At 63.3% G+C, this 22,720-nt stretch carries 23 protein-coding genes; 12 read left to right on the plus strand and 11 right to left on the minus strand.

The annotated features are described in order from the left end of the window. Window positions 1-356 precede the first annotated feature (356 nt). From AC3WVQ_RS22365 to AC3WVQ_RS22395, 7 genes are all read left to right on the plus strand, one after another. A complete protein-coding gene (locus AC3WVQ_RS22365) occupies window positions 357-1,436 on the plus strand; it encodes a LacI family DNA-binding transcriptional regulator (RefSeq protein ID WP_192445318.1) in 1,080 nt (359 codons plus the stop codon). Beyond that, the gene (locus AC3WVQ_RS22370; RefSeq protein ID WP_192445320.1) at window positions 1,433-2,455 is read left to right on the plus strand and encodes an ABC transporter substrate-binding protein; all 1,023 of its coding nucleotides are present in this window, start codon (window positions 1,433-1,435) and stop codon (window positions 2,453-2,455) included. Before AC3WVQ_RS22365 ends, AC3WVQ_RS22370 begins: the two co-directional genes overlap by 4 nt. A 104-nt stretch (window positions 2,456-2,559) precedes the next feature. Continuing rightward, window positions 2,560-3,387: an ABC transporter permease gene (locus AC3WVQ_RS22375; protein ID WP_034799251.1), complete on the plus strand. Its 828-nt coding sequence runs from the start codon at window positions 2,560-2,562 to the stop codon at window positions 3,385-3,387. Then, on the plus strand, window positions 3,384-4,163 hold the full coding sequence (locus AC3WVQ_RS22380) for an ABC transporter permease (protein WP_058323510.1): 780 nt from the start codon (window positions 3,384-3,386) through the stop codon (window positions 4,161-4,163). Before AC3WVQ_RS22375 ends, AC3WVQ_RS22380 begins: the two co-directional genes overlap by 4 nt. Continuing rightward, entirely contained in the window at window positions 4,156-5,184 is a 1,029-nt protein-coding gene (locus AC3WVQ_RS22385) for an ABC transporter ATP-binding protein (protein ID WP_060521736.1), read from the plus strand. The genes AC3WVQ_RS22380 and AC3WVQ_RS22385 overlap by 8 nt, the downstream gene beginning before the upstream one ends. 6 nt (window positions 5,185-5,190) lie before the next feature. After that, window positions 5,191-6,111 (plus strand): nucleoside hydrolase, encoded by a 921-nt coding sequence (locus AC3WVQ_RS22390; protein ID WP_034799255.1) that lies wholly within the window; start codon window positions 5,191-5,193, stop codon window positions 6,109-6,111. Window positions 6,112-6,137: 26 nt separating this feature from the next. After that, a complete protein-coding gene (locus AC3WVQ_RS22395) occupies window positions 6,138-7,895 on the plus strand; it encodes an adenine deaminase (RefSeq protein ID WP_492383297.1) in 1,758 nt (585 codons plus the stop codon). Between the two features lie 136 nt (window positions 7,896-8,031). On the opposite strand, the gene AC3WVQ_RS22400 is transcribed toward AC3WVQ_RS22395, so the two are convergent. Further along, window positions 8,032-9,207 (minus strand): M20 aminoacylase family protein, encoded by a 1,176-nt coding sequence (locus AC3WVQ_RS22400; protein WP_492382981.1) that lies wholly within the window; start codon window positions 9,205-9,207, stop codon window positions 8,032-8,034. A 156-nt stretch (window positions 9,208-9,363) separates the two neighbouring features. Here AC3WVQ_RS22400 and AC3WVQ_RS22405 point away from each other — a divergent pair, with 156 nt between their 5' ends. Then, a complete protein-coding gene (locus AC3WVQ_RS22405) occupies window positions 9,364-10,080 on the plus strand; it encodes a phosphoribosyltransferase (RefSeq protein ID WP_256385293.1) in 717 nt (238 codons plus the stop codon). Window positions 10,081-10,205: 125 nt separating this feature from the next. Then, window positions 10,206-10,601: a VOC family protein gene (locus AC3WVQ_RS22410; RefSeq protein WP_060530268.1), complete on the plus strand. Its 396-nt coding sequence runs from the start codon at window positions 10,206-10,208 to the stop codon at window positions 10,599-10,601. Between the two features lie 112 nt (window positions 10,602-10,713). On the opposite strand, the gene AC3WVQ_RS22415 is transcribed toward AC3WVQ_RS22410, so the two are convergent. The 9 genes from AC3WVQ_RS22415 to AC3WVQ_RS22455 all read right to left on the minus strand — a co-directional run bounded on the left by AC3WVQ_RS22415 (window position 10,714) and on the right by AC3WVQ_RS22455 (window position 18,928). Beyond that, window positions 10,714-11,178 carry a DUF411 domain-containing protein gene (locus tag AC3WVQ_RS22415; protein ID WP_034799270.1) on the minus strand — a complete coding sequence of 155 codons (465 nt, stop codon included), beginning with the start codon at window positions 11,176-11,178 and terminating at the stop codon, window positions 10,714-10,716. 82 nt (window positions 11,179-11,260) lie between these two features. After that, window positions 11,261-11,551, minus strand: coding sequence for a copper-binding protein (locus AC3WVQ_RS22420; protein ID WP_060521726.1), 291 nt, complete (start codon window positions 11,549-11,551; stop codon window positions 11,261-11,263). 27 nt (window positions 11,552-11,578) lie between these two features. Next, window positions 11,579-12,064, minus strand: a complete 486-nt coding sequence (locus AC3WVQ_RS22425) for a cupredoxin domain-containing protein (RefSeq protein ID WP_060530269.1) — start codon at window positions 12,062-12,064, stop codon at window positions 11,579-11,581. Between the two features lie 50 nt (window positions 12,065-12,114). Further along, window positions 12,115-13,452 carry a multicopper oxidase family protein gene (locus tag AC3WVQ_RS22430; protein WP_060530270.1) on the minus strand — a complete coding sequence of 446 codons (1,338 nt, stop codon included), beginning with the start codon at window positions 13,450-13,452 and terminating at the stop codon, window positions 12,115-12,117. Between the two features lie 68 nt (window positions 13,453-13,520). After that, window positions 13,521-14,975, minus strand: a complete 1,455-nt coding sequence (locus AC3WVQ_RS22435) for a TolC family protein (RefSeq protein WP_060530271.1) — start codon at window positions 14,973-14,975, stop codon at window positions 13,521-13,523. Next, complete coding sequence (locus tag AC3WVQ_RS22440; RefSeq protein ID WP_082936547.1) at window positions 14,972-15,202, minus strand: hypothetical protein; 231 nt, start codon at window positions 15,200-15,202, stop codon at window positions 14,972-14,974. The genes AC3WVQ_RS22435 and AC3WVQ_RS22440 overlap by 4 nt, the downstream gene beginning before the upstream one ends. 198 nt (window positions 15,203-15,400) lie before the next feature. Continuing rightward, on the minus strand, window positions 15,401-15,790 hold the full coding sequence (locus tag AC3WVQ_RS22445) for a hypothetical protein (protein ID WP_112974736.1): 390 nt from the start codon (window positions 15,788-15,790) through the stop codon (window positions 15,401-15,403). A 93-nt stretch (window positions 15,791-15,883) separates the two neighbouring features. Continuing rightward, window positions 15,884-16,354, minus strand: a complete 471-nt coding sequence (cueR, locus tag AC3WVQ_RS22450; RefSeq protein ID WP_492382982.1) for a Cu(I)-responsive transcriptional regulator — start codon at window positions 16,352-16,354, stop codon at window positions 15,884-15,886. A gap of 99 nt (window positions 16,355-16,453) precedes the next feature. Continuing rightward, window positions 16,454-18,928, minus strand: coding sequence for a heavy metal translocating P-type ATPase (locus AC3WVQ_RS22455; RefSeq protein WP_492383298.1), 2,475 nt, complete (start codon window positions 18,926-18,928; stop codon window positions 16,454-16,456). A gap of 40 nt (window positions 18,929-18,968) precedes the next feature. On the opposite strand from AC3WVQ_RS22455, the gene AC3WVQ_RS22460 reads away from it, so the two are divergent. Then, window positions 18,969-19,592, plus strand: a complete 624-nt coding sequence (locus tag AC3WVQ_RS22460; protein WP_200953556.1) for an antibiotic biosynthesis monooxygenase family protein — start codon at window positions 18,969-18,971, stop codon at window positions 19,590-19,592. 277 nt (window positions 19,593-19,869) lie between these two features. Further along, window positions 19,870-20,808, plus strand: coding sequence for an MYG1 family protein (locus AC3WVQ_RS22465; protein ID WP_492382983.1), 939 nt, complete (start codon window positions 19,870-19,872; stop codon window positions 20,806-20,808). A 66-nt stretch (window positions 20,809-20,874) separates the two neighbouring features. Here the strand turns inward: AC3WVQ_RS22465 and AC3WVQ_RS22470 are convergent, their stop codons facing one another. Further along, a complete protein-coding gene (locus tag AC3WVQ_RS22470; protein ID WP_060521713.1) occupies window positions 20,875-21,870 on the minus strand; it encodes a GlxA family transcriptional regulator in 996 nt (331 codons plus the stop codon). Between the two features lie 627 nt (window positions 21,871-22,497). Between AC3WVQ_RS22470 and AC3WVQ_RS22475 the strand changes: the two genes are divergently transcribed. Continuing rightward, the gene (locus tag AC3WVQ_RS22475) at window positions 22,498-22,695 is read left to right on the plus strand and encodes a hypothetical protein (protein WP_034799295.1); all 198 of its coding nucleotides are present in this window, start codon (window positions 22,498-22,500) and stop codon (window positions 22,693-22,695) included. Window positions 22,696-22,720: the final 25 nt, after the last annotated feature.

Raw genomic sequence — 22,720 nt, forward strand, 5'->3', positions numbered from 1 at the left:
CATACTTATTCCCTAGTAATTTAGTGGGAAAATTGATTTCTTTTGTCAGGCGAAGTTGAAATTTGTACCCGCGATTGCGGCGGTTGGGCAGATGCGTGTTTCGCTTTTCATCGCTCGGTGTCGGCGGAGATATATCAGGCAGACTTTGGACGGCCCGTTGGCGCTTGAGGAATTGACGTGAACTCCTTCCGCTGATTGTGAACGCCAGGCGCCAAGCGGAAATCGATTGTCGTTCGCAAATCTTTTCCCTCGAAAATTGCAAAATGCAACGAGTCGACAAAAGGATTCGACAGTCGGGAGATTCTGATATATCGGCTGATTAATCGTTTAATCACGCGATGGCGGAAACCACTGATTTGGCGCGTTCCGGACCAAAACTGACGAGGATTGCCAGAACGCTGGGCGTCTCCGCGGCGACGGTTTCAAACGCGCTCTCGGGCAAGGGGCGCGTCTCCGCCGAGATGGTGGAAAAGATCCGCGCGACCGCTGCCGAGCTCGGCTATGTGCCGAGCCAGGCGGGCAGGGCGCTGCGCACCGGCCGCACGGGTGTTCTCGGCCTCGTGCTTCCCGATATCGCCAATCCGCTCTTCCCGCAGATCGCCCAGGCAATCGAGCTTGCGGCTTCGTCCTCGGGCTATGGCGTGCTGATCGCCGACTCGCGCGGCGACGTCTCGACCCAGACCAAGGCGATCGAGCGCCTGATCGATCGCGACGTTGATGGCCTGGTGATCGTGCCCAGGCGCGGCACGCGCATTGCCGATGTCGGCTGTCCGGTCGCTGTCATCGATACGCCCTCGACGCCGGGCAACACGGTCGCCGCCGACCATTGGGGTGGCGGCCGGCAGATTGGCGAACACCTCAAGGCTCTCGGCCACCGCCGCGTGCTGATCATCGGCAACAATCCCGCCTCGAACGTGCAGAACGACCGCGCCGGCGGTATTCGCTCGGTCTTCGGCGAGGGCACCCATACCGATACGCTCTGGATCGAGCCGTTGGAAAAGGCGGCCGGCAAGGGCTGTCCGCTCGGCCTCGCCGATAAGGTGGCGGAAGGCTACACGGCCTTTGCTTGCATCTCCGATCTCCATGCGCTGCGCGCGCTCACCGAGCTGCAGCGCGCCGGCATCAACGTGCCGGAAAAGGCGAGTGTCACCGGGTTCGACGACCTGATCTGGTCGCCGGTCATCACGCCCGCGCTGACGACCGCGCGCATGGACATGACCAAGATCGCGGCGATCGCCGTCGCAGCGCTCGTGAAGGCGATCAGCGAGCGCGACCCGTCCGATCCCGCGATCGGCGCACCGGTTACGGCGGCGACCTGCAAGGTGCCGATGCATCTGGTCGTCCGGCAATCGGCCGCGGCACCGCCCGCGTCTCAACCCGTTCTTACCACTGCCACCGCAGCTACATCCGTCACCGAAGGAGGACACCAGCCATGAAGAAGTTCTTGCTTGCCTCGAGCGCGCTCTTGCTCGTTACCGCCCCTGTCGCATCCGCTCAGGAAAAGACGCTCACCATTTCCGTCTACGGCTTTGCCCAGGACGCATTCAAGGAACTGGTCTACACCCCGTTCGAACAGAAGTGCGGCTGCAAGCTCGTCGTCGAAACCGGCAACAGCGTCGAGCGCCTCGCCAAGATGGAAGCCAACAAGGCGAGCCCGGTCGTCGACATGGCCGTCGTCTCGATGGCCGACGCGCTTTCGGCCACCCGCGCCGATCTCATCGAAAAGATCGACACCTCGAAGCTCCAGAACTTCAACAAGCTCTACGACCTCGCCAAGGACCCGAACGGCGACGGCATGAGCGTCGGCTACACCTTCTATGCCACCTCGATCGTCTATCGCTCGGACAAGATGGAAGTGAACTCCTGGGCCGATCTCCTGAGCGACAAGAACGCCAGCCACGTCGCCTTCCCGAACGTCACCACCAACCAGGGCCCGCCGGCGCTCTACATGGTCGGCGAAGCCATCGGCAAGAACACGCCTGACCTCAAGGAAGCGATTGCCGCCGTCGGCGCCAAGAAGGACGATATCGTCACCTTCTACGTCAAGTCCTCCCAGCTCGTTCAGCTGATGCAGCAGGAAGAAATCTGGGCCGCTCCGATCGGTCGCTTCTCCTGGGAAGGTTTCACCAAGCTCGGCCTGCCGATCAAGTGGGCAACGCCCAAGGAAGGCCAGACCGGCGGCATGAACGTCATGGTGCTGACCAAGGGCAGCAAGAACCAGGACCTGGCGCTTCAGTTCATGGACTTCTGGCTCTCGACCGAAATCCAGACCGCGCTTGCCGAAAAGCTGGTCGACAGCCCGGCCAACAAGGAGGTGAAGGTTTCGCCCGAGATCGCCGAAAACCTCACCTACGGCGAAGAGACCGTGAAGAACCTGAAGCTGATCCCGTCGGCCGTTGCCCTCGACAACCGCGAAGCGTGGCTGTCGGAGTGGAACGCCCAGGTCGGCCAGTAAGACCAAGCCATTGCGACCTCCACCGGCGGATCGTGATCGCCGGTGGAGACCTGATGCGACGGGCGCGATGAGACGCGCCCAGGAATGCCTTGAAAGGAAGAAGGATGTTCCAGAACCGCGCCGAAGCCCTGGCGCTCGCTCTGCCCGCAGCGGTCTTTGCGGCGATCGTCTTTCTGGCGCCAGTGGTGATCCTGCTGGCGGAAGGCTTTCGCAGCGCCGACAGCTGGTCGCTGTCGGCCTATACGACCTTCTTTTCCGATCCGCTGAACCGCACCGTCTTCCTACGCACCTTCCGGCTCGGCCTGATGGTTACCGTCGTTTCGGCGGTCATCGGCTATGCCGCCGCCTTTGCGATCGTCAATCTGACGCCGCGCAGCAAGGGACAGATGATCGGCCTTGTCGTGCTGCCGCTGATGATCTCGTCGGTTGCCCGCACCTATGCCTGGATCGTCATTCTCGGCCGCACCGGCATCGTCAACCAGGCGCTCCAGTTTGTCGGCCTCTCGGATGAGCCGATCCGCTTCCTCTTTACCGAGACCGCCGTGTTCATCGGTCTCTTGCAGCTTTTCCTGCCGCTGATGATCCTGTCGCTGATCAGCGCGCTTGAAAACATGCCGAAGGATGCGATCCCGGCTGCCCGCGTACTCGGCGCCAACTGGTTCCAGGTGTTTTTCAAGGTGATCCTGCCGCTCACCAAGGAGGGCCTTGTTATTGGTGGTACCCTGGTCTTCACCGGCTCGCTCACCGCCTACATCACGCCGGCGATCCTCGGCGGCTCCAAGGTGCTGATGCTCGAAACGCTGCTCTATCAGCGCGTCACCGTCGCCAACGATTTCGTCGCGGCCAGCGTCATCGCCTTCATCCTGATCGTCATGAGCTTTGCCGCCAATCTTCTTTTGAAACGGCTTGCCACCGCGAGGAACAAGCGATGACACCCCGCGTCTTTTCACCCCTCGTCCTCTTCCTGGTGATCGGCTTCCTGATCGGGCCGTTCTTCATCATCGTCGCCGCGTCGCTCTCCGGCGGCGAGACGCTGGCCTTCCCGCCGCAGGGCTTCTCGCTCAAGTGGGTCGCCAAGGTGTTCACGGTCGAGAGCTTCCAGGAAAGTTTCGCGATCTCGATGCTGCTGGCGATCGGCGGAACGGCGGCCGCTCTCGTGCTCGGCGTTCCCGCCTCCTACGCCCTGTCGCGCTACAAGCTGCCGTTTGGCGAAACCATCCGCACGATCGTGTCGCTGCCAATCATCGTGCCCGGTATCATCGTCGGCCTGGCGCTCTTGCGTTACATCGTTGTGCCCTTTGGCCTCAACATCACGCTGACGCTGTTTCTCGCCCACACCGCGCTGGTTCTGCCCTATGCGGTACGGGTCGTCTCGGCGAGCCTCAACAACCTGCGCTCCGATATCGAGGAGGCGGCTGTGCTGCTCGGCTCCTCGCGCGCCGGCGCCTTCTTCCGCGTGGTGATGCCGAACATCCGCAGCGGCATCCTCGCCGCCTTCATCCTCGGCTTCGTCACGAGCTTCAACCAGGTGCCGGTATCGCTCTTCCTCTCCGGCCCGGGCGTGCGCACGCTGCCGATCGACATGCTCTCCTACATGGAGATCACTTACGATCCGTCGGTCGCCGCCCTCTCCGCGCTGCTCGCCTTCATGTCCATCGGCATCGTCTTTCTTGCCGAACGCTTCCTGGGATTCTCTCGCTATGTCTGACGCCCCCTTCCTCAGCCTTGAAAAACTGACGCTCGCCTATGGCGATACCGTTGCGGTGAAGGACCTCGACCTTTCGATCCGCAAGGGCGAACTGGTGGCCTTCCTTGGGCCCTCCGGTTGCGGCAAGACGACGACGATGCGCTCGATCGCCGGCCTGCTGTCGCCCGCGTCCGGCGCGATCAAGCTCGATGGTGCCGACATCACCCGCGTGTCCGCCAACAAGCGCTCGGTCGGCCTGGTCTTTCAGTCCTATGCGCTGTTTCCGCACCTGACTGTGTTCGAAAACGTCGCCTTCGGCCTGCGGCTGAAGAAGCTGCCGGCCAACGAGATCGAGAGCAAGGTGACCGCCGGTCTCAAGTCGGTCGGGCTTTCGAAGTTTTCCGCCCGCAAGCCGGGCGAACTCTCCGGTGGCCAGCAGCAGCGTGTCGCGCTGGCGCGTTCCATGGTCATGGAGCCGAAGGTGCTGCTGCTCGACGAGCCGCTGTCGAACCTCGACGCTCGTCTGCGCCTCGAAATGCGCACGGAACTGCAGCGGGTCCAGAAGGAAACCGGCGTCACGATGATCTTCGTCACCCACGACCAGGGCGAGGCCCTGTCGCTGGCGGACCGCATCGTCGTCATGCTGAACGGCGCGATCGAGCAGATCGGCACGCCCGAGGATATCTACAACCGCCCGATCTCGCGCTTCGTCGCCGACTTCGTCGGTTTCGAAAACATCTTTGCCGTCGAGGGCGGCAAGCTGAAGGCCGAGAACGGCCCGATCGATCTTTCCGGATCCCTGCCGCCTGACACGGCAGGGCTTGCGTGGCGTCCGCGCATGGTGACCCTTGGTTCAGGTCCTTTCCAAGGCACCGTGCGCGGAGCCTCTTTCTCCGGCAGCACGCGCGAGTACCTGCTCGATACGCCGCTCGGCGCCATCAAGGCGGAAGAGGATGCAGCACTTGCAGCCCGTGAAACCGGTTCTGCCATTGCCTTCGACCTGCCGGTCGAGAAGGCCGCACGCCTCAAGAAGTTCGGGTAAGGTCCGATGGGTGTCTGGATCGATACGGACATGGGGTTCGACGACATTGCCGCAGTGCTTGTCGTCCTTCATGCCGGTGAAGAGATCGACGGCGTTTCGCTGGTTTTCGGTAACACGCCGCTTGACCAGGTGAAGCGCAACGCTGCCGGCGCCGCGCGCGCTTTCGGCTGGGCTTTCCCCATCCATGAGGGGCGCGCCCTGCCGGTGCTCGGCAAGCTCGAAACTGCCGAACGCATCCTTGGCGAAGCCGGCATGCCGACAGCGGGATTGACGCTGCCGGAGGCCGACGCCTTGCCGGTAAGCGACGCCTTTGCGGCACTTTGCGCCTGGCTGGAGCAGGAGGGGCCGAAGCGGATTCTGGCGCTCGGGCCGCTCACCAATCTCGCTGCCCTTTGCCTTGCCCGTCCGGACTTGGCGAGCCGGATCACCGACCTCACCTGGATGGGGGGCGGCGTCACCAGCGGCAACCATACGGCATCTGCCGAATTCAACGCCTTCGCCGATCCGGAAGCGCTGGCGATCGTGATCGCGCATGGCCTGCCGCTGCGCATGGTCGATCTCGATCTCTGCCGCAAGGTCTTTGCCTACCCCGATGACGTGGCGCCGATCCGCTCGGCGGGTGGCGTCCATGCCGCCCTCATCGCCGATCTGCTTGCCGGCTTCATTTCGATCGGCACCAGTCGCGGCCGGCCGGGCATGGCGATCTACGACCCTTGCGCTGCCGTTGCCTTCGTCAATCCGGGCGCAATCTCGTTTCGCAAGGCGCGCATCGATGTCGAACTCGGAGGGACGCTGGCCCGCGGGCGCACCGTCGTCGAAACGCGCGAAAGCCACGCGATCTTCAATGCCGAATATGCCGTCGATGCCCATGTCGAGACGACCAGGGCTCAGATCCTGGGCGCTTTGATGAAGGAAGCGCAGAAGTGAGTTCCATAGAGCAGCCTCAGGACTTGATGGATGCGGCGCTCCGCAGCCGGGCAGTGGCGGCAGCGCGTGGTGCTGAACCGTTCGACGTTCTGATTTCGGGCGGTACGCTCGTCGACGTGGTGACGGGCGAGCTTCGCCCGGCCGATATCGGCCTTGTTGGATCGTTGATCGCAAGTGTCCACGAACCGGGCACGCGCTCCGATGCGGCAACCATGATCGATGCGACGGGCGCTTACGTTTCGCCCGGTCTGATCGACACCCATATGCACGTCGAAAGCTCGATGGTGACGCCGGCGACCTATGCCAATGCGGTGCTGCCGCGTGGCGTGACGACCGTCGTCTGGGATCCGCATGAGTTTGGTAATGTCAACGGTGTGGCCGGCGTGCGCTGGGCCGCAAATGCCAGTCGCGATCTGCCGCTGCGCACGGTGCTGCTGGCACCGTCGAGCGTGCCGTCAGCACCCGGCCTGGAGCTGGCCGGTGCCGATTTCGACGCTGATGTGATCGCCGGCATTTTGAGCTGGCCGGAAATCGGCGGCATCGCCGAAATGATGAACATGCGCGGCGTCATCGACGGTGAGGCGCGCATCACCGGGATCGTTCAGGCGGGGCTTGCCGCCGGCAAGCCAGTCAATGGCCATGCGCGCAGCCTTGCGGGGTCTGATCTCCAGGCCTTCGTGACCGCCGGCGTCAGCTCCGACCATGAGCTCGTTTCCGGCGACGATCTGCTGGCAAAACTCAGGGCAGGGCTTTCGATCGAACTGCGCGGCTCGCACGATCACCTGCTGCCGGAATTCGTCAAAACGATCAAGGCTCTGGGCCATCTTCCTCAGACGGTAACGCTCTGCACCGACGACGTTTTCCCGGACGATCTTGCCCATTCCGGCGGCCTCGACGACGTCGTTCGCCGGCTGGTGCGCTATGGCCTGCCCGCCGAATGGGCGCTTCGGGCGGCAACGCTGAACGGCGCGGTCCGCCTGGGCCGGCATGATCTTGGACTTGTGGCGCCAGGGCGTCGGGCGGACATCGTGATCTTCGAAGATCTCGCTGATTTCTGTGCGAGCACGGTCATCGTCGACGGCAAGACGATTGCAGACGCCGGACGGATGATCGAGCCGCTGAGCGGCATCGCCGCCGAGACCCTGCACGGAACGATGAAGATCGCGCCGCTGTCGGAGAACGATTTCCGCATTCCAGCAGATGGCACGAAGGTCCGCGTCGCGACCATCGACCGGCCGCGTTTTACCCAATGGGGCGATGCCGTTGCCGCGGTCGAGGGCGGCTTCGTCGTTCCGCCCGAGGGGACGACTCTGATCGCCGTGGCGCATCGTCACGGGCGCGCCGACAGCCGACCGGCTGTTGGACTGTTGTCGAGTTGGGGCGCCTGGCGCGGCGCCTTTGCAACCACGGTATCGCATGACAGCCACAACCTCACGGTTTTCGGCGGCAATGCGCAGGATATGGCGGTCGCCGCCAACGCGGTGATTGCTGCCGGTGGCGGCATGGCCGCTGTGTCCGGCGGCAAGGTCGATGCACTCCTGCCTCTGCCACTCGCGGGGCTGGTTTCGGAGGAGCCGCTGGAAGAGGTGGCGGATAGCTTTGCAGCACTCCGCGAAGCAGTCGGCCGCATCGTCGATTGGCAGCCGCCTTACCTGGTCTTCAAGGCCTGCTTCGGCGCGACGCTCGCCTGCAATGCCGGACCGCACCAGACCGATCGCGGCATCGCCGACGTGACGACGGGCAAGGTCATGGAAAGCCCGATCCTGGAGATCCTTGAAACCTGACATTCAACGGCCGCCCAGGCAGGGCGGCCGTTGAAGTCCGACGTCATTTTCGTATGACAGCTTGCCTCGCCCTTCAAGCGCAGGTTCTAAATCGTTGAGATCGCACGCTCCCGCCTGCTTTTTCGCGATGCCAGCGTTACTCGGCGCGTGCCAGTTCCTGCTCCACGAGGGTCGACCAGAAGGTGGCGCCCGGACCGATCGCGTCGTCGTTGAAATCATAGGCAGTGTTGTGGTGCAGCGCGCCGTCGACGGCGGGGCCGTTGCCGAGCCAGACGTAACAGCCGGGCGCCTCCAGCCCGAAGAAGGCGAAATCGTCGCCGGCAGTCGACGGCGGAAATGCTGTTCGGGTCTTCTTGCCGAACACCGCCTGTGCGGCGCTCAACGCCCGGGCAGTGGCATCGGCGTCGTTGACGACGGGCGGAATGCGGCGTTCGAATTCGTAGTCAACGGAAATCCCATACATCTCGGCGGTACCACGCGCGAGCCGGCCGATCTCGGTTTCGAGCTGATCGCGCACTTCGGGCGTATAGGCGCGGGCCGTGCCGCCGATTTCCACCATATCGGGGATGACGTTGAGCGCCTTCGGGTCGCCGGCGCGCACGGAACAGGCGCTGACGACGGCTGGCTGTAAGGGATCGACGACGCGGCCGACGATCGACTGCAGCGAGGCAAGGAAGGTGCCGGCGGCCGTCACCGGATCGCGGCCGAGATGCGGCTTGGCGCCATGGGTGCCGACGCCGCGAAAGGTGAGCCGCCAGCTATCCGAAGAGGCAAGCTGCGGACCGGCGACGACGGCCATTTCGTCCGGGTCAAGGCCCGGCATGTTGTGCAGGCCATAGACGGCGTCGCAGGGGAAAAGTTCAAAGAGGCCGTCTTCGACCATGCGTTTCGCACCGCCACGCCCTTCCTCGGCCGGCTGGAAGATGAAGTGCACCGTGCCGGAGAAATTACGGGTCTTCGACAGATGGCGGGCGGCGCCGAGCAACATGGTGGTGTGACCATCATGACCGCAGGCATGCATCTTTCCGGCCTCGCGGGATTTGTAGGGACGGTCGGCGATCTCCGGCATGGCGAGCGCGTCCATATCGGCGCGAAGGCCGATCGAGCGTGTGCCGTTGCTGACCTGCAGCGTGCCGACGACGCCGGTTTTTCCCAAGCCTCGGTGGACCTTTAGACCCGCTTCCTCAAGCCACTTGGCAACGAGATCGCTGGTGCGTACCTCCTCGAAGCCGAGTTCCGGATGGGCATGCAGGTCGCGACGGAAGTCGGTGAGGAAGGTGAGGTCGTCGGCTATTCCGTCTGGCAGGCGCATCGTCAGGCATTCCCATGTTTCATTGCGCGAAGGGCTTGTGAATTCCGCGTGCTTTGCTTGAGCCGCAGCGCCCTTTCGGTTTGATCGAAGTCGCAAACGGTATAGACGAAAACGGCCGGAACCAGAACACCAAGCCGGCCTTTTTGATCGCCTTTCATTTCGGGCGAAAGCGCGCAGACGAGGACCGGACCGATGCAGCCCCACGACTTCTGGCAGGAAATCTACCCGCCGAAAAGCTTCGATATTCAGGCAGGTTATCGCGATTTCTTCCCGGCGTCCCTCGGCGATGGCAGGCAGATTCTCCTGCCGATCCGTCAACTCGCCGACGGCAAACATGCGCTGGCCTCGCTGATCGTTAACCAGGCGAGCTTTGCTGTTGAGGACGCACTGGCAACGGAACTTGCGGCGAAGCTCGCACCCTATGAGCCCGAAGTCGTCGCCGGTCTGCCGACGCTCGGCCTCACGCTTGCGTCTGCCGTTGCCCGCAAGCTCGGCCACAGCCGCTACGTGCCACTCGGGACGTCCAAGAAGTTCTGGTATGTCGACGATCTCTCCGTGCCGCTCTCCTCGATCACCACGCCCGACCAGAAGAAGCGTCTCTACGTCGATCCGCGCATGTTGCCGTTGCTTGAGGGTAAGCGCGTGGCTCTGATCGATGACGTCATTTCCAGCGGTACGTCGATCCTTGCCGGGCTGACGCTGATGGAAGCCTGCGGCATCGAGCCGGTCGCGATCGGCGCGGCCATGCTGCAGACCGAGCGCTGGCGCCAGCCGCTTGCGGACCTCGCGCCCCACTGGCCCGAGCGCGTGGTCGGCGTTTTCCAGACACCGATGCTTACCCGCAACGGGGACGGCAGCTGGCGAAGGGCGTGATCTCGCGGCGGCTGTAAGCCTGTGGCCGGCGCGGATTTGTACCCTTCCGCGAATGAACTCCTTTGCCTCTTGAGACATGCGCGTTAGCCTCGTCTCGTCGTATCGGCCGCGTCTGCGAGGAATTCATGCGCTTCATCAATCCGATCCCTTTTGTCAGCGACATCGAGCGATCGCGAACCTTCTACGAGACGACACTCGGTCTGACGATCCGCGAGGACTTCGGCAATTTCGTGCTTTTCGTGGGCGGCTTTGCCATCCATGAAGGACGCTCGCTCGAACGGACCATCTGGCGGCAGGAGCTGTCTTCCGCCGAAGCCTATGGCCGACGAAACGTGCTTCTCTACTTTGAAGATGACGATGTCGACGCGGCCTTCGCGCGCATTGCACCGCATGTGGACCTGATCCATCCGGTCGAGCGCCAGGAATGGGGCCAGCGCGTCTTTCGCTTTCATGATCCGGACGGACATGCCGTCGAGATCGGAGAACCGCAGGATCTGGGAGCCGCGAGCACGACAGTCTAGCGTCCATCCAACGGCCAGGCTTCATCGGCGTTCGGGCACCGCCGCGATCGCAGAGATGCCCGAACTGTTCATGGAAGGCAGCCTCGGAGACTGCCGATCGGTGGGGAACTGCTTAGTTCGCCGGCCGGACCTGATAATAAACCGTCGACTTCGCGCCGCCCGCCTTGGCGATCGTGTAGACATCGTACGAGGCCTGCGGATCGTTGCCCATGCCGAGCGAGCCTGAAGGCATGCCGGGAACCGCGATGCCGGCGACATCCGGCTTTTCGGCCAGCAGCTTCTTGACCGCTTCGAGCGGTACATGGCCCTCGATGACATAGCCGTCGATGACGGCGGTATGGCAGCCTTCCATGTCGGCAGGAACCGCAAAGCGCGTCTTGATCACCGACATGTCGGCTTCATCGCGCACCTCGACCTTGTAGCCGGCCGCTTCCATTGCGTCGGCCCATTGTTCGCAGCAGCCGCATTGCGGATCCTTGTAGACGGCCATGGTGCCGGTTGCCGCGACGGCGCCCGTCGCAAAGAGGGTGATGCCCGCGATCGTGCCCGCCACGAAATGCCTGCGTAATACGTTCATCGAACATTCCTTTCCATTCTTGCCTGATCTCAGGATTGTGGCGCCCGGGCCGCGCAAAGTCGACCCGGGCAGTTTGTCGCTGCTACTTGATCTCGGTCACGGTCAGCTTGCCGTTGACACGGTCGGCGACGAATTCGATCGACGCGCCTTCCTTGAGCTTGGCAAGCACCGCGTCATCGGCGCGGAACACCATGGTCATGGCCGGCATGTCGAGGTTCTTCAGATCCTCATGGTCGATCGTCACCTTCTTGGCCTTGGTGTCGATCTTCTTGACCACGCCCTTGGTGAACTCCGCGGCCTGGGCGGGTAGGGAGAAGGTGGCGGTGGAAACAGCCAATGCGAGCGCTGCGAGGAGTTTGCCTACGGTTTTCATGGTTTCATCCTTTCCTGTTTTCTCGGGTTACTTCTTCACGACGTCGAGCGGGCCATGCATGCCGGCGTCGTAATGGCCTGGCACCAGGCAGGCGAATTCGAAGGTGCCGTCGTTGGTGAAGGTCCAGTAGATGTCGCCGGACTTGCCCGGCTCGAGCCGGATGGCGTTCGGGTCGTCGTGCTCCATGTCGGGGAATTTCTCCATGGTGATCTTGTGTTCCTGGATCGTCGCCTTGTCGTCGAGCACGAATTCGTGGGCGAGTTCGCCGGCGTTCTTGATGGCGAAATGGACCGTCTGGCCCTGGCGAACCTTGATGGTTGCCGGGGTAAAGATCATCTTGCCGTCGTCGGTTTCCTTCATGGTGACGCGGATCGTCTGCGTCGACTTCTTGCTGTCGCCGGGCTCGCCGATCGACACCTTGTCGTGGCCGCCGGCGTGGCTGCCGCTGGCGAGCGCCTGGGAGGAAAGGGCGGAGGCGATAACGAGCGCCAGAGCGAGTGCTGATTTCTTCATCGTAATGTTCCTGATGGATTTGAAAGAGGTCATTGCAGTCGGCCGCCCTCTCACGGTTTGGGCGTGAGCACGGTCTTGGCATCCTTGGCCCGCGTCGGTTCCGGCAATGCGCCGGTCCATTCCCAGGCCTGTGTTCCCGGCGGGTTTTCGTACCAACCGGGATCGCTGTAATCGCCGGCGGAGATACCTTCGCGCACCTTCACCACCGAGAACATGCCGCCCATCTCCAACGCGCCGTGCGGACCCCAGCCGGTCATCATCGGGATCGTGTTGTCGGGGAGCGGCATTTCCATTTCGCCCATGTCGGCCATACCGGCCGTACCCATGGGCATGTAGTCGGGCTTCACCTTGCGGATCTTTTCCGCGACCGATTTCTTGTCGGCGCCGATGAAGGTCGGGATATCGTGGCCCATCGCGTTCATCGTGTGGTGCGACTTGTGGCAATGGATCGCCCAGTCGCCCTCGTACTTGGCGTCGAATTCGTAGGCGCGCATGGCGCCGACGGGAATGTCGATCGACACTTCCGGCCAGCGTGCCTCCGGCCGCACCCAGCCGCCATCGGTGCAGGTCACCTCGAAGTCGTAGCCGTGCATGTGGATCGGATGGTTGGTCATGGTGAGGTTGCCGACCCTGACCCGCACGCGGTCGTTCTTGGACACGACCAGCGGGTCGATGTCCGGGAAGATCCGGCTGTTCCAGCACCACATGTTGAAGTCGGTCATTTCCATGATGCGCGGCACGTAGGTGCCGGGATCGATGTCATAGGCATTGAGCAGGAACACGAAATCCCGATCGACACGCATGAAGTTTGGATCCTTCGGGTGCACCACGAAGAAGCCCATCATGCCCATGGCCATCTGTACCATTTCGTCGGCATGGGGGTGGTACATGAAGGTGCCGGATTTCACGAGGTCGAACTCGTAGACGTAGGTCTTGCCGGCCGGAATATGCGGCTGCGACAGGCCGCCGACGCCATCCATGCCCGAAGGCAGGATCATGCCGTGCCAGTGAATGGTGGTGTGTTCCGGCAGCTTGTTGGTGACGAAGATCCGCACGCGGTCGCCTTCGACCGCCTCGATTGTCGGGCCTGGCGACTGGCCGTTATAGCCCCAGAGATAGGCGGTCATGCCGTCGGCCATCTCGCGTTCGACCGGCTCGGCGACAAGGTGGAATTCCTTGATGCCGTTGTTCACACGGTGCGGCAATGTCCAGCCGTTGAGGGTGACGACCGGGTTGTAGTCCGGTCCGCTCGTCGGCACGAGCGGCTTCTGGGTCGCGGCATTGTCCATGCTTGCCGCTTCGGGCAGGCCGGAGTTTGAGGTTTGGGCCCAGGCGGCGGTCGAAACGAGAGCAGCACCGGCGCCGAGGAAGTTTCTTCTGTTGAACATATCTGATCCTTTTTTGATTTAGGGCGGGATGCGTACGGAAAACCGCACACACTTTTCCTGCTCCCGCCCTAGTGTCCGGCGCCGGCTTCCGCTGCCGCGGGCGCTGCCGCGCCTCCAGCCGAGCCGCCCGATCCGCCGCCGTGGATTGCGGTCATCAGATCGGCATCGGCCAGCCAGAAATCGCGCTTCGCGTTGACGGAGAGCACGGTCGAATTGACCTTGGCCCTGACGTCGGCAAGCAGCTCGAAGGTGCTGGTGATCATGCCGTTGTAGCTGAGCGTCGCTTCTTCCTCGATCTTGGTGCGCAGCGGCACGACGTTGTTGCGGTAGTGCCGGGCGATGTCGTAGCGCGAGCGATAGGCCTCGTAGGCTGAGCGTGCTTCCGAGCGGATGTTGACCGCCTTTTCCGCCAGCAGGTTCGCCGAGCGCATATGGGCAAGCTCGGCCTTGCGCATGCGCGCATTGCCGCTGTCGAAGATCGGGATCACGAATTCGAGCTCGAACTGGCCGGTCGTCTCGACCTTGGTGCCATGATCCTCCTTCTCCCGTTCCGCCTCCGCACCGGCGACGAGTTCCAGGTCGGTCACGTAGCGGGTCGCCTCGGTGAGGCTGTAGGACTTGGCCACGGCTTCGAGATCGAGGCGGGCGATCTGCAGGTCGACGCGGCGCTTCAGCGCTTCGGCCTCGATGCTGTCCTTGCGGGCCAGGTTCTTCGGCAGGTTCGGCAGGCGGTTCGGCACCTGGTAGTCGACATCGCTACCCCAGAGACCCATCAGTCGCGTCAGATTTTCCTTGGCAAGACGGGCTGCAAGCCGGGCTTCGGCTGCCTGGCCGGCGAGTTCAGCGTTGAAGACGTGCTCTCGCGCCTGGTTGCCCTTGCCCATGGCGCCGGTCTCACCGAGTTTTGCGGCGAGTTCCGAGGAGGCGTCCGCAGCCGCCTGGGCCTGGTTCAGTTGTGCGACGGTTTCCCATGCGGCAACCGCTTCGATCCAGGCGCGGCGGGTTTCGGCGGCCAGCTGCAGCGTGCTGAGCGCGGCGTTGAGCTGCGCCTGGCGGAAACGCGCGTCGGCGACCGCGATGGTCTTGTCGCGGGTCAGGAGCGCCAGGATGTTGGTGGTGACCAGCCCCTCGATCGCCTTGTAGGCCTGCAGTTCCGGTGTGCCGATCCCGGTCGTGCCGATCGAGACAGTCGGGTTGAGGAACAACGTCGCCTGCCAGGCATCCGCCGACGCGTCGCCGAGATCGGCATAGGCGGCCTGCAGGCCCTTGTTGTTGAGGAGTGCGACCTGAACGGCGGTGTCGGCGTCGATTGTCTTTCGCTTCAGGAGCGCCTTGACCTCGGCATTGACCTTGTCTGCCTGTTCGCGGTTCTGGATCCAGACGCTTTTCTTGGTCGCGGCCGTCGAGACCTTGGCATCCACGGTGGTGAAGCCCGCGTCCTTGGCCGAGTATTCGGTCACGCAGCCGGCGAGCACGAGGGGCAGACCGATGGCGGCCGCGAGGTTGAGCTTGCGAAGCCTCATGACGCGTCTCCCTTGGCGGTCGACTGTGCGTCGTTGAGCGGTCCCCAGGCCTTGGGGCCGGTCGGTTCGCGGTGAGTGTAGCCCGAAATAGGGCTGCGATACTGCGTGCTTCGAATACCGCTCGTGCTATTGGCGGGATCGCCAAGGCTTGAGACCTCGGCAGGCAATGTGGCAGCGCATCCGCCCAGGATGATGGGCAGGAGCGCCATGGAAAACAAACGTTTCATGGTCAAACCTGAAATGTGAATGGCAGAGGCCGGCGATCGACCGGACGAAACCGGGCGGGCCTTGTCGCGGACGGCGCTAGAGGTGGTCGAGCGTCACATCGGACACGCGGAAACCACGGCAACGCTTCGCACCACTGCAGATCCTTCCGTCGGCCAAGACCAACGGAGACCCGCAGCAGCGGTCACGGATTAACGAAATCAGGCTCTTGGGGGACGATGAAGGCCGTCGAGCTCACCGGGGGTGAGCTGCGGGTGCGGGCCGAAATTGCGGATGGAGCGCGGGAAAGCCGGATGGCTTCCGTCGACATCGCCGAGCACCGCCACGGCGGCGCAGAAGGTCTTGCAACAATCCTTCTTGTCCGACTTGCCGCTTTCTTTTGCCGGCTTCACCTTGCCCTTGTCGAGGCTCGGGCAATGCTCGGTCGCAGCTTGCATCGGATTGGCGGCTGCCTCGATCTGCATCGAGCCGTGCGCGGCCGCATGCATCATGCCGGAGGCGGTGGAAAAAGGCAGCACGGCCAGCGACAAAGCGATCGCCAGCTTCAGCACTATCAGCAAACGCAGATATGTGGTTCGCACGTTCTCCATGATCGATCCGTAGAAACGCCTTTGATTCCTGTCAATGATGCTTGCGCCTGGCGCCGTCACGAATGCGTGAGGCTCCAGGATGCGCACTCGTCGTCACCCGTGCCGCCGGTTGCGGACCGGATCGATGCCGGCCGTACCGAAGCGGGCGGGCTCGGTTACCTTCGTCGGCGCGCTCGTGGCGTCTGCGAGATCTTCGAGAATGGGACAGTCCGGGCGGCCGTCGCCATGGCAATGGGCGGCGAGATGTTTCAGCGTCCGGCTCATCGCCTTCAGTTCCTCGGCCTTGCGCTCCAGGATCTCGACATGTTCGAGCGCGATCTTCTTCACCTCGCCGCTGGCGCGCTCGCGGTCGCGCCAGAGCGCCAAGAGGTCCGCCATCTGCTCGACAGTGAAACCGAGATCGCGCGAGCGGCGGATGAAGCGCAGCGTATGGACGTCGTTGTCGCCATAGTTGCGATAGCCGGCTTCGCTGCGGTCGGCCTGCGGGATGAGGCCGATCGTCTCGTAATAGCGGATCATTTTCGTCGAGACGCCGGAGGCGCGGGAAGCTTCGCCGATATTCATGATGTCATCCTTTTTACCGTCGTGCGGCCATTCCCTTGAGAATATAAGGGCTCTCCCCGGCTTCCGCCATGCTGGCAATAGCCGGGGAGACGATCGAACCTAGGCCGCCTGTGCTGCGGCAACCGGGCGAAAGGCCCGAAGCCGCAGGGCGTTGCCCAGCACGAAGACGCTCGACAGCGCCATGGCACCGGCCGCAAAGATCGGCGACAGCAAGAGGCCGTAGACCGGGTAGAGCGCGCCGGCGGCAACCGGGATCAGTACCGCGTTATAGGCAAAGGCCCAGAACAGGTTCTCCTTGATGTTGCGGATCGTCGCTGTGGACAGCGCGATCGCATTCGGCACACCCAGGAGATCGCCGGACATCAGCACCACGTCGGCGCTCTCGATGGCGACGTCCGTACCGGTGCCGATCGCCAGGCCGACATCGGCTTCGGCGAGCGCCGGCGCATCGTTGATCCCGTCGCCGACGAAGGCGACCGCGCGTCCGCCTTGCTTCAGCTTCTTCAGAGCCGCGACCTTACCATCTGGAAGCACTTCGGCGATCACCTCGTCGATGCCGAGCTTGGCCGCGATCGCCTCTGCGGTGCGACGGTTGTCGCCGGTGATCATCGCAACCTTCAGGCCGAGATCGTGCAGCATGCGGATCGCCTGCGGCGTCGTTTCCTTGATCGGGTCGGCAACGGCGATGATCGCCGCCAACTTGCCGTCGATCGCGGCATAGAGCGGGCTCTTGCCTTCCGAGCCAAGGCGGGCCGCCTGGTCGGCGAAGGCCGACACGTCGAGCTTCAGCTGCGTCATCAGGCGGTCGGCGCCGACATGGACCGTGCGGCCCGAGACCTCGGCGCTGGCGCCGAACCCGGGGATTGCTTCGAACCTGGCCGGTTCGGCGATCGCCAGTCCCTTTGCTTTGGCTGCGTCGACGATTGCTTCGGCGATCGGGTGCTCGGAGCGGGTCTCCACGGCGGCGACCAGCGTCAGCACGGTATCACGATCGAAGCCTTCGGCGGTTTCGAGGTCGGTCAGTTCCGGGCGGCCCTTGGTCAGCGTACCGGTCTTGTCGACGGCGATGACGGCGGCGTTCCGCAGCGTCTGCAGCGCCTCGCCCTTGCGGAAGAGCACACCCATTTCGGCGGCGCGGCCGGTGCCGACCATGATCGAGGTCGGGGTGGCAAGGCCCATGGCGCAAGGGCAGGCGATGATCAGCACGGCGACGCCGTTGACGAGCGCGAAGGTGAGCGCCGGATCCGGACCGAAGACCAGCCAGACGCCGAAGGTCAAAAGCGCAATCGCGATGACGGCTGGCACGAACCAGGCGGTGACGCGGTCGACCAGCGACTGGATCGGCAGCTTGGCGCCCTGGGCCTGCTCGACCATCTTGATGATCTGCGCCAGCACCGTATCGGCGCCGACCTTGGTGGCCCGGAAGGTGAAGGAGCCGGTTTTGTTGATCGTGCCGCCGACGACTTCGCTGCCGGCCACCTTTTCGACCGGAACCGGCTCGCCGGTGATCATCGATTCGTCGACATAGGAGGTTCCGTCGAGGACGCTGCCGTCGACCGGAACCCGGTCGCCCGGGCGCACGACGACGGTGTCGCCAGTCTGCACGTCGGACAGCGGCACCTCGACCGTCTCGCCGTTGCGGATGACGCGGGCGGTCTTTGCCTGCAGGCCCATCAGATGCTTGATCGCCTCGGAGGTCCGGCCCTTGGCGCGCGCCTCGAGGAACCGGCCGAGCAGGATCAAGGTGACGATGACGGCTGCAGCTTCATAGTAGACGTTGGCGGTACCGTCGGGCAGAAGGTCCGGCGCGAATGTGGCAACGACCGAGTAGATCCAGGCGGCGGACGTGCCGATCGCGACCAGCGAGTTCATGTCCGGCGCCAGGCGGAAGAGGGCGGGGACACCCTTCTGGTAGAAACGCAGGCCCGGGCCGAAGAGCACCAGCGTCGTCAGCGCGAACTGCAGATACCAGCTTTCCTGCATGCCGATATTGTTCATGACGAATTCGTGCACGCCCGGGATGAAGTGCGAGCCCATTTCGAGCACGAAGATCGGCAGCGTCAAGACAGCGGCAATCAGCAGCGCGCGCGCAAGCTTTCGCGTCTCCTGTTCGCGCTTCTCGCCTTCGCGGTCGACGCTTTCGTCGCCGGTCATGCGCTTGGCGGCATAACCGGCAACGCGAACCGCCTCTTCGAGTGCGGCGGCGGTGGCGATGCCCCTGGTTATGCGCACCGAAGCGCGCTCGGTCGCCAGATTGACGTTGGCTTCGGTGACGCCCGGAACGGTCTTCAGCGCCTTTTCGATGCGCGCGACACAGGACGCGCAGGTCATGCCTTCGATGGTGAGCTCGATCGTGTCTTCGGCCGCACCATATCCGGCATTCTCGATCGCCTTGACGATATCGGCGGACTTGGTGCTGGCATCGAAGCGGACGTCGGCGCGTTCCGTTGCGAGGTTGACCGAGGCCTCGGTCACACCAGGCACGGCGCGAATAGCTTTTTCGACGCGCGCCACGCAGGATGCGCAGGTCATGCCCTCGACGGGAATGCTGGCGCTCACTGCGGCGGCGGACATCGCTTCCAGGTCGTTTGTTCTAATGGGGGTCACAGATCCCATGATCGTGCTCCTTTCTCTGTCTTTTGTCACAACATGGGGCTTCCAACGATGGGAAGGTCAAGGGCACAAAAGAGATTTCTGCACGCCATCTTCAGAGCGGCTGGGAGAGGTCTGCCACCGCAGCGATAATTGCCCGCGATGCACGATGGACGCCGCCTTGACGCAAGCTTGGCCGCGAAGCTCGGCAGGTTTGTCAAAGCGCAGTTCGAATTGCTCCCGGTTTGCCGGCGATCGCAAGGCTGCGACCGTGCTTCGCGTGCCTCTTGCGAGTGAACTGCATCGGATCCATCCTGTAGAAGTTGCGTCCCATAGGGAGGTTAGGATGACGGCTTATAATTGTGTCCGTTTCCGCGTGAGACCCGGTCAAGAGGAACGGTTTGAGCAGCTTTTTCGCAGCGCTGGTCGCGACTTTGAAGGCTTGAGAAAGATGGCGCTCAGCAAGTCAGCGGATGGATCGTATTTCTCAATTGCCGAATGGGAAAGCCTTGAAGCGATCGCTGCGGCACGGCCCATGATGAAGGCGAACCTCGACACGTTCCGCGATACGCTCCTGGAACTCAGCCAGGATCTCGGGGTCACGGACCCGATTTCCGGCGAGGCGATCTTCGAAATGGCGCGTTAGGGCAATGTTGCTGCGCAAGGTGTGACGGCAACAGCTCCGTCGGTTGGTTGACGGGGAGGTCGGCCTTGGCTGCTAAGGTCGCGGACCTGATGACAGTGATGTCGTCGGCTTGCGAACGCGTGGGGCAGCATCAGGACTGGCACGACATCTAGCGCCGGATTTTGGATAGCTTGAGGGCAGAACACTGCGACGAAGGCGCGATGACGGGTTGAGGTCACCGCGGGCAATGGCTATGTCGTGCCGCACACACGCGTCACGAACCATAAGGCCATTCGGAATGATCCCAGACTTTCTCGTTACACATTCCGGTGGTTTCCACGCCGACGAGCTGCTTTCCAGCGTCATCCTTACGCGGCTTTTCCCTGAGGCTCGCCTCGTTCGCAGCCGGGCGCCGGAATGGCTGAAGCCGGGGGCGGACCGCATCATTTATGATGTTGGCGGGCAGTATGATGCCGCAGCCGGACTGTTCGATCATCATCAGCGCGGGGCGCCGGTTAGAGAGGATGGCCAGCCCTACAGTTCGTTCGGCTTGATCTGGAAGCATTACGGTCGCGCCTATCTGGCAGCGTTCGGCGTTCCCGAGGCCCATGTGGAGGCGGTCCATGCGGCCTTCGATGCGCGCTTCGTGCTGCCGGTGGATCTGGTCGATAACGGCGCGCTCGACCCCTCCGTGGCCGGCCCATTGGCGGGGCTCACGCTGTCGGCGCTGCTGGAAACCTTGAAGCCTGTCTTCGACGAATCCGGCCAGGAGGCCGAGGACCGCAGCTTCCGTCAGGCCCTTTCGATCGCGCGCGCCTTCGTCGAGGCTGGCGTGTCGCAACGCGCCGCCAAGCTGCGGGCCGAGGCGCTCGTGCTGCAGCAGATCGCCCTTGCCGGTGAGAGCCGAGTGCTCGAACTGCCGCGGGGCATGCCGTTCCGCCCGGCGATCGTGAAAGCTGGCGCCGACCACCTGTTGTTCGTCGTTCATCCGCGCGAGAATGACTGGTGCCTGACGGGCATTCGCAAGGCCGATGAAGGGTTTGAGCTGCGCGCCGATCTGCCGGCTGCCTGGGCCGGCCTGACGAACGGCGAGCTGGAGGCGGCTTGCGGCGTGGCTGGCGCGCGGTTCTGCCACAACGGCCGCTTCATCGCGGCGGCAGCGACGCGGGAGGCAGCACTGGCCATGGCCGAGCTCGCCGTCAAGGAAGCAGTATCGGCGGGCAGCGGTCAGGCTTGAGGAAACTGATGAGCCGACGGCGGCGGCTATGGCCGGTGCGTTGTCGGCAGGATCGCCTGGGACGGGTCACGCCGAAAGCGTGGCCCTGAACTTGCTCGGCGATTGACCGTAGGTTTTTGCAAAAATCCGCGAGAAGTGGCCGGCGTTCTCGAACCCGACTTCGAGCGCGATGTCGATCAACGGCGCCTTCGTCTGCGTCAGCAGATGCTTGGCGCGTTCCAGCCGAAACTTCCGATAGACGAGCGCCGGCGACATTTTCGCCTTGTCCATGAACAGGCGTTCGAGCTGCCGTCGGGACAAGCCGACGGATGCGGCCAGCTCCGGGATCGACAGCGTGTTGTCCGTGTGCTGCTCCATGATGATGAGAGCGGCATTCAGGCGTGGGTCGTTGCTCTCGATCGCCAGCGGTTTTCTCGGCTGGACATGAAGATGCGAGCGGGCCTTGTCGATCTGCAGCACCTCGAGCGCATTTCGCTCGGCTTCCTTGCTGATATGCAGGCGCACGATATGGGCCGCCATGTCGGCGGCACTGCTGCCGCCAGCGCAGGATCCACGGGTGCGATCGAGATTGAAGAGACGGTCCGAGCGAACCTTGAGATCGGGGAACCGCTCGCGGAACGCCTGATAATGAAGCCAGCTGACGCAGACGGTGTGCCCGGTCATCAGGCCCGCTTCGGCAAGGACGAATGTCCCTGTACAGAGACCGATCAGAGGCACCTTGCGCGCCGCCGCCTTCTGGAGGAAGCGGACGGTGTCGTCGGCGATCGGCTGTTTGCTGTTGAGCAGGCCGCCGACCACGACGATGTAGTTGAACCCGGCGGGATCAACGAGGTCGGATGTCGGCGCCACCTGCACGCCGCAACTGGAGGCGATGAGATGCCGCGTGTTGCCCAGCACCTGCCAGTCGGCACGGATGCGGCCGGACTTGTCGAGCTCGTCGCTCGCAAGTCGCAGCGTGTCGATGAAGAGCGCGAATGCCGAAAGGGTGAAGGACCGCGCCAGAACGAAGCCGATCTTGAGACGTTCGGGCTGTGTCTCGCTGGATTTGATGGTCGTCGTCATGTGCCCTTCATGCTCGTGCCGCCAAGACCTCCCGTTCCCTATCGAGCATGCTCGGACATATCAGGAGAGGTAGCCGCTGGCGGCCGAGACTTGCCTTTCGCTGTCCATGGGGAGCCTGGGTTCCGTTCTTCCGGCACCCCATGGTGTGGCGCGGGAGGTCGACGCCCGGATGAAGGCGTCTTCGTCCGCATCATAACGAAGAGGACGGGCTCAAATTGCTCTCGTCACGACCTGCGCCGCTACGGTTACGAACATTGCGGCCAGTGTCAGCGCCGCACTGAACCGTGCGACCTTCATCCGCCGTTCGCGCGAGCCGCTCCAATCATACCCCATCACTTCCCTCCCTCCCGACCGGGCCAGAACGCGTTTGCTCGGTCTTCCGCCGAACTGCAGGTCTCGCCAAGTCACGGCTTTGAGTTACACCTCATGCTGCCGCGATGCCGCCGATCGTGTCAAGTTTGCCTCGGCGCGAGCAATGTTCAGGTGCCCGTCATAGCTCTGCGCAAAGGCGGCTGCGCAAAGGAATTTGCTGTTCGAGGGCGCAAACCCCCTAGTTGTGCGGGGAGCCTCTTTCCGCCGTTGTGATAGTTTTCTCTTTGGTGTGATTTTTTAAAGGGAGGGCGAAGAATGCCCGGCACATTCTCTACCGCCGACATGGACGTGATCAAACAGCAGCACGAGGATTGGTGTCGCGCGAACGACACCGACCCGAACAGTCCCGCGGGAATAGAGAAAGCCATGCAGATGCTGGTGAATTATGGCGGCAGCGCCAGCCAGCAACCGTCCGCGCAGCCGCAGAAGGTGCGCGCCAAAGCGCGCGCCTGATCTCCGCATCCACCCACGTCATTTA

The sequence above is a fragment of the Ensifer sp. EB106-05-01-XG146 genome, assembly GCF_058791875.1.

Coding starts and splice junctions, on each gene's coding strand:
- AC3WVQ_RS22370 (WP_192445320.1), top strand. CDS start 1,433: ATGAAGAAGTTCTTGCTTGCCTCGAGCGCGCTCTTGCTCGTTACCGCC.
- AC3WVQ_RS22375 (WP_034799251.1), top strand. CDS start 2,560: ATGTTCCAGAACCGCGCCGAAGCCCTGGCGCTCGCTCTGCCCGCAGCG.
- AC3WVQ_RS22380 (WP_058323510.1), top strand. CDS start 3,384: ATGACACCCCGCGTCTTTTCACCCCTCGTCCTCTTCCTGGTGATCGGC.
- AC3WVQ_RS22385 (WP_060521736.1), top strand. CDS start 4,156: ATGTCTGACGCCCCCTTCCTCAGCCTTGAAAAACTGACGCTCGCCTAT.
- AC3WVQ_RS22390 (WP_034799255.1), top strand. CDS start 5,191: ATGGGTGTCTGGATCGATACGGACATGGGGTTCGACGACATTGCCGCA.
- AC3WVQ_RS22395 (WP_492383297.1), top strand. CDS start 6,138: ATGGATGCGGCGCTCCGCAGCCGGGCAGTGGCGGCAGCGCGTGGTGCT.
- AC3WVQ_RS22400 (WP_492382981.1), bottom strand. CDS start 9,207: ATGCGCCTGCCAGACGGAATAGCCGACGACCTCACCTTCCTCACCGAC.
- AC3WVQ_RS22410 (WP_060530268.1), top strand. CDS start 10,206: ATGCGCTTCATCAATCCGATCCCTTTTGTCAGCGACATCGAGCGATCG.
- AC3WVQ_RS22415 (WP_034799270.1), bottom strand. CDS start 11,178: ATGAACGTATTACGCAGGCATTTCGTGGCGGGCACGATCGCGGGCATC.
- AC3WVQ_RS22420 (WP_060521726.1), bottom strand. CDS start 11,551: ATGAAAACCGTAGGCAAACTCCTCGCAGCGCTCGCATTGGCTGTTTCC.
- AC3WVQ_RS22425 (WP_060530269.1), bottom strand. CDS start 12,064: ATGAAGAAATCAGCACTCGCTCTGGCGCTCGTTATCGCCTCCGCCCTT.
- AC3WVQ_RS22430 (WP_060530270.1), bottom strand. CDS start 13,452: ATGTTCAACAGAAGAAACTTCCTCGGCGCCGGTGCTGCTCTCGTTTCG.
- AC3WVQ_RS22435 (WP_060530271.1), bottom strand. CDS start 14,975: ATGAGGCTTCGCAAGCTCAACCTCGCGGCCGCCATCGGTCTGCCCCTC.
- AC3WVQ_RS22440 (WP_082936547.1), bottom strand. CDS start 15,202: ATGAAACGTTTGTTTTCCATGGCGCTCCTGCCCATCATCCTGGGCGGA.
- AC3WVQ_RS22445 (WP_112974736.1), bottom strand. CDS start 15,790: ATGGAGAACGTGCGAACCACATATCTGCGTTTGCTGATAGTGCTGAAG.
- cueR (WP_492382982.1), bottom strand. CDS start 16,354: ATGAATATCGGCGAAGCTTCCCGCGCCTCCGGCGTCTCGACGAAAATG.
- AC3WVQ_RS22455 (WP_492383298.1), bottom strand. CDS start 18,928: ATGTCCGCCGCCGCAGTGAGCGCCAGCATTCCCGTCGAGGGCATGACC.
- AC3WVQ_RS22460 (WP_200953556.1), top strand. CDS start 18,969: ATGATCGTGCTCCTTTCTCTGTCTTTTGTCACAACATGGGGCTTCCAA.
- AC3WVQ_RS22465 (WP_492382983.1), top strand. CDS start 19,870: ATGATCCCAGACTTTCTCGTTACACATTCCGGTGGTTTCCACGCCGAC.
- AC3WVQ_RS22470 (WP_060521713.1), bottom strand. CDS start 21,870: ATGACGACGACCATCAAATCCAGCGAGACACAGCCCGAACGTCTCAAG.
- AC3WVQ_RS22475 (WP_034799295.1), top strand. CDS start 22,498: ATGCCCGGCACATTCTCTACCGCCGACATGGACGTGATCAAACAGCAG.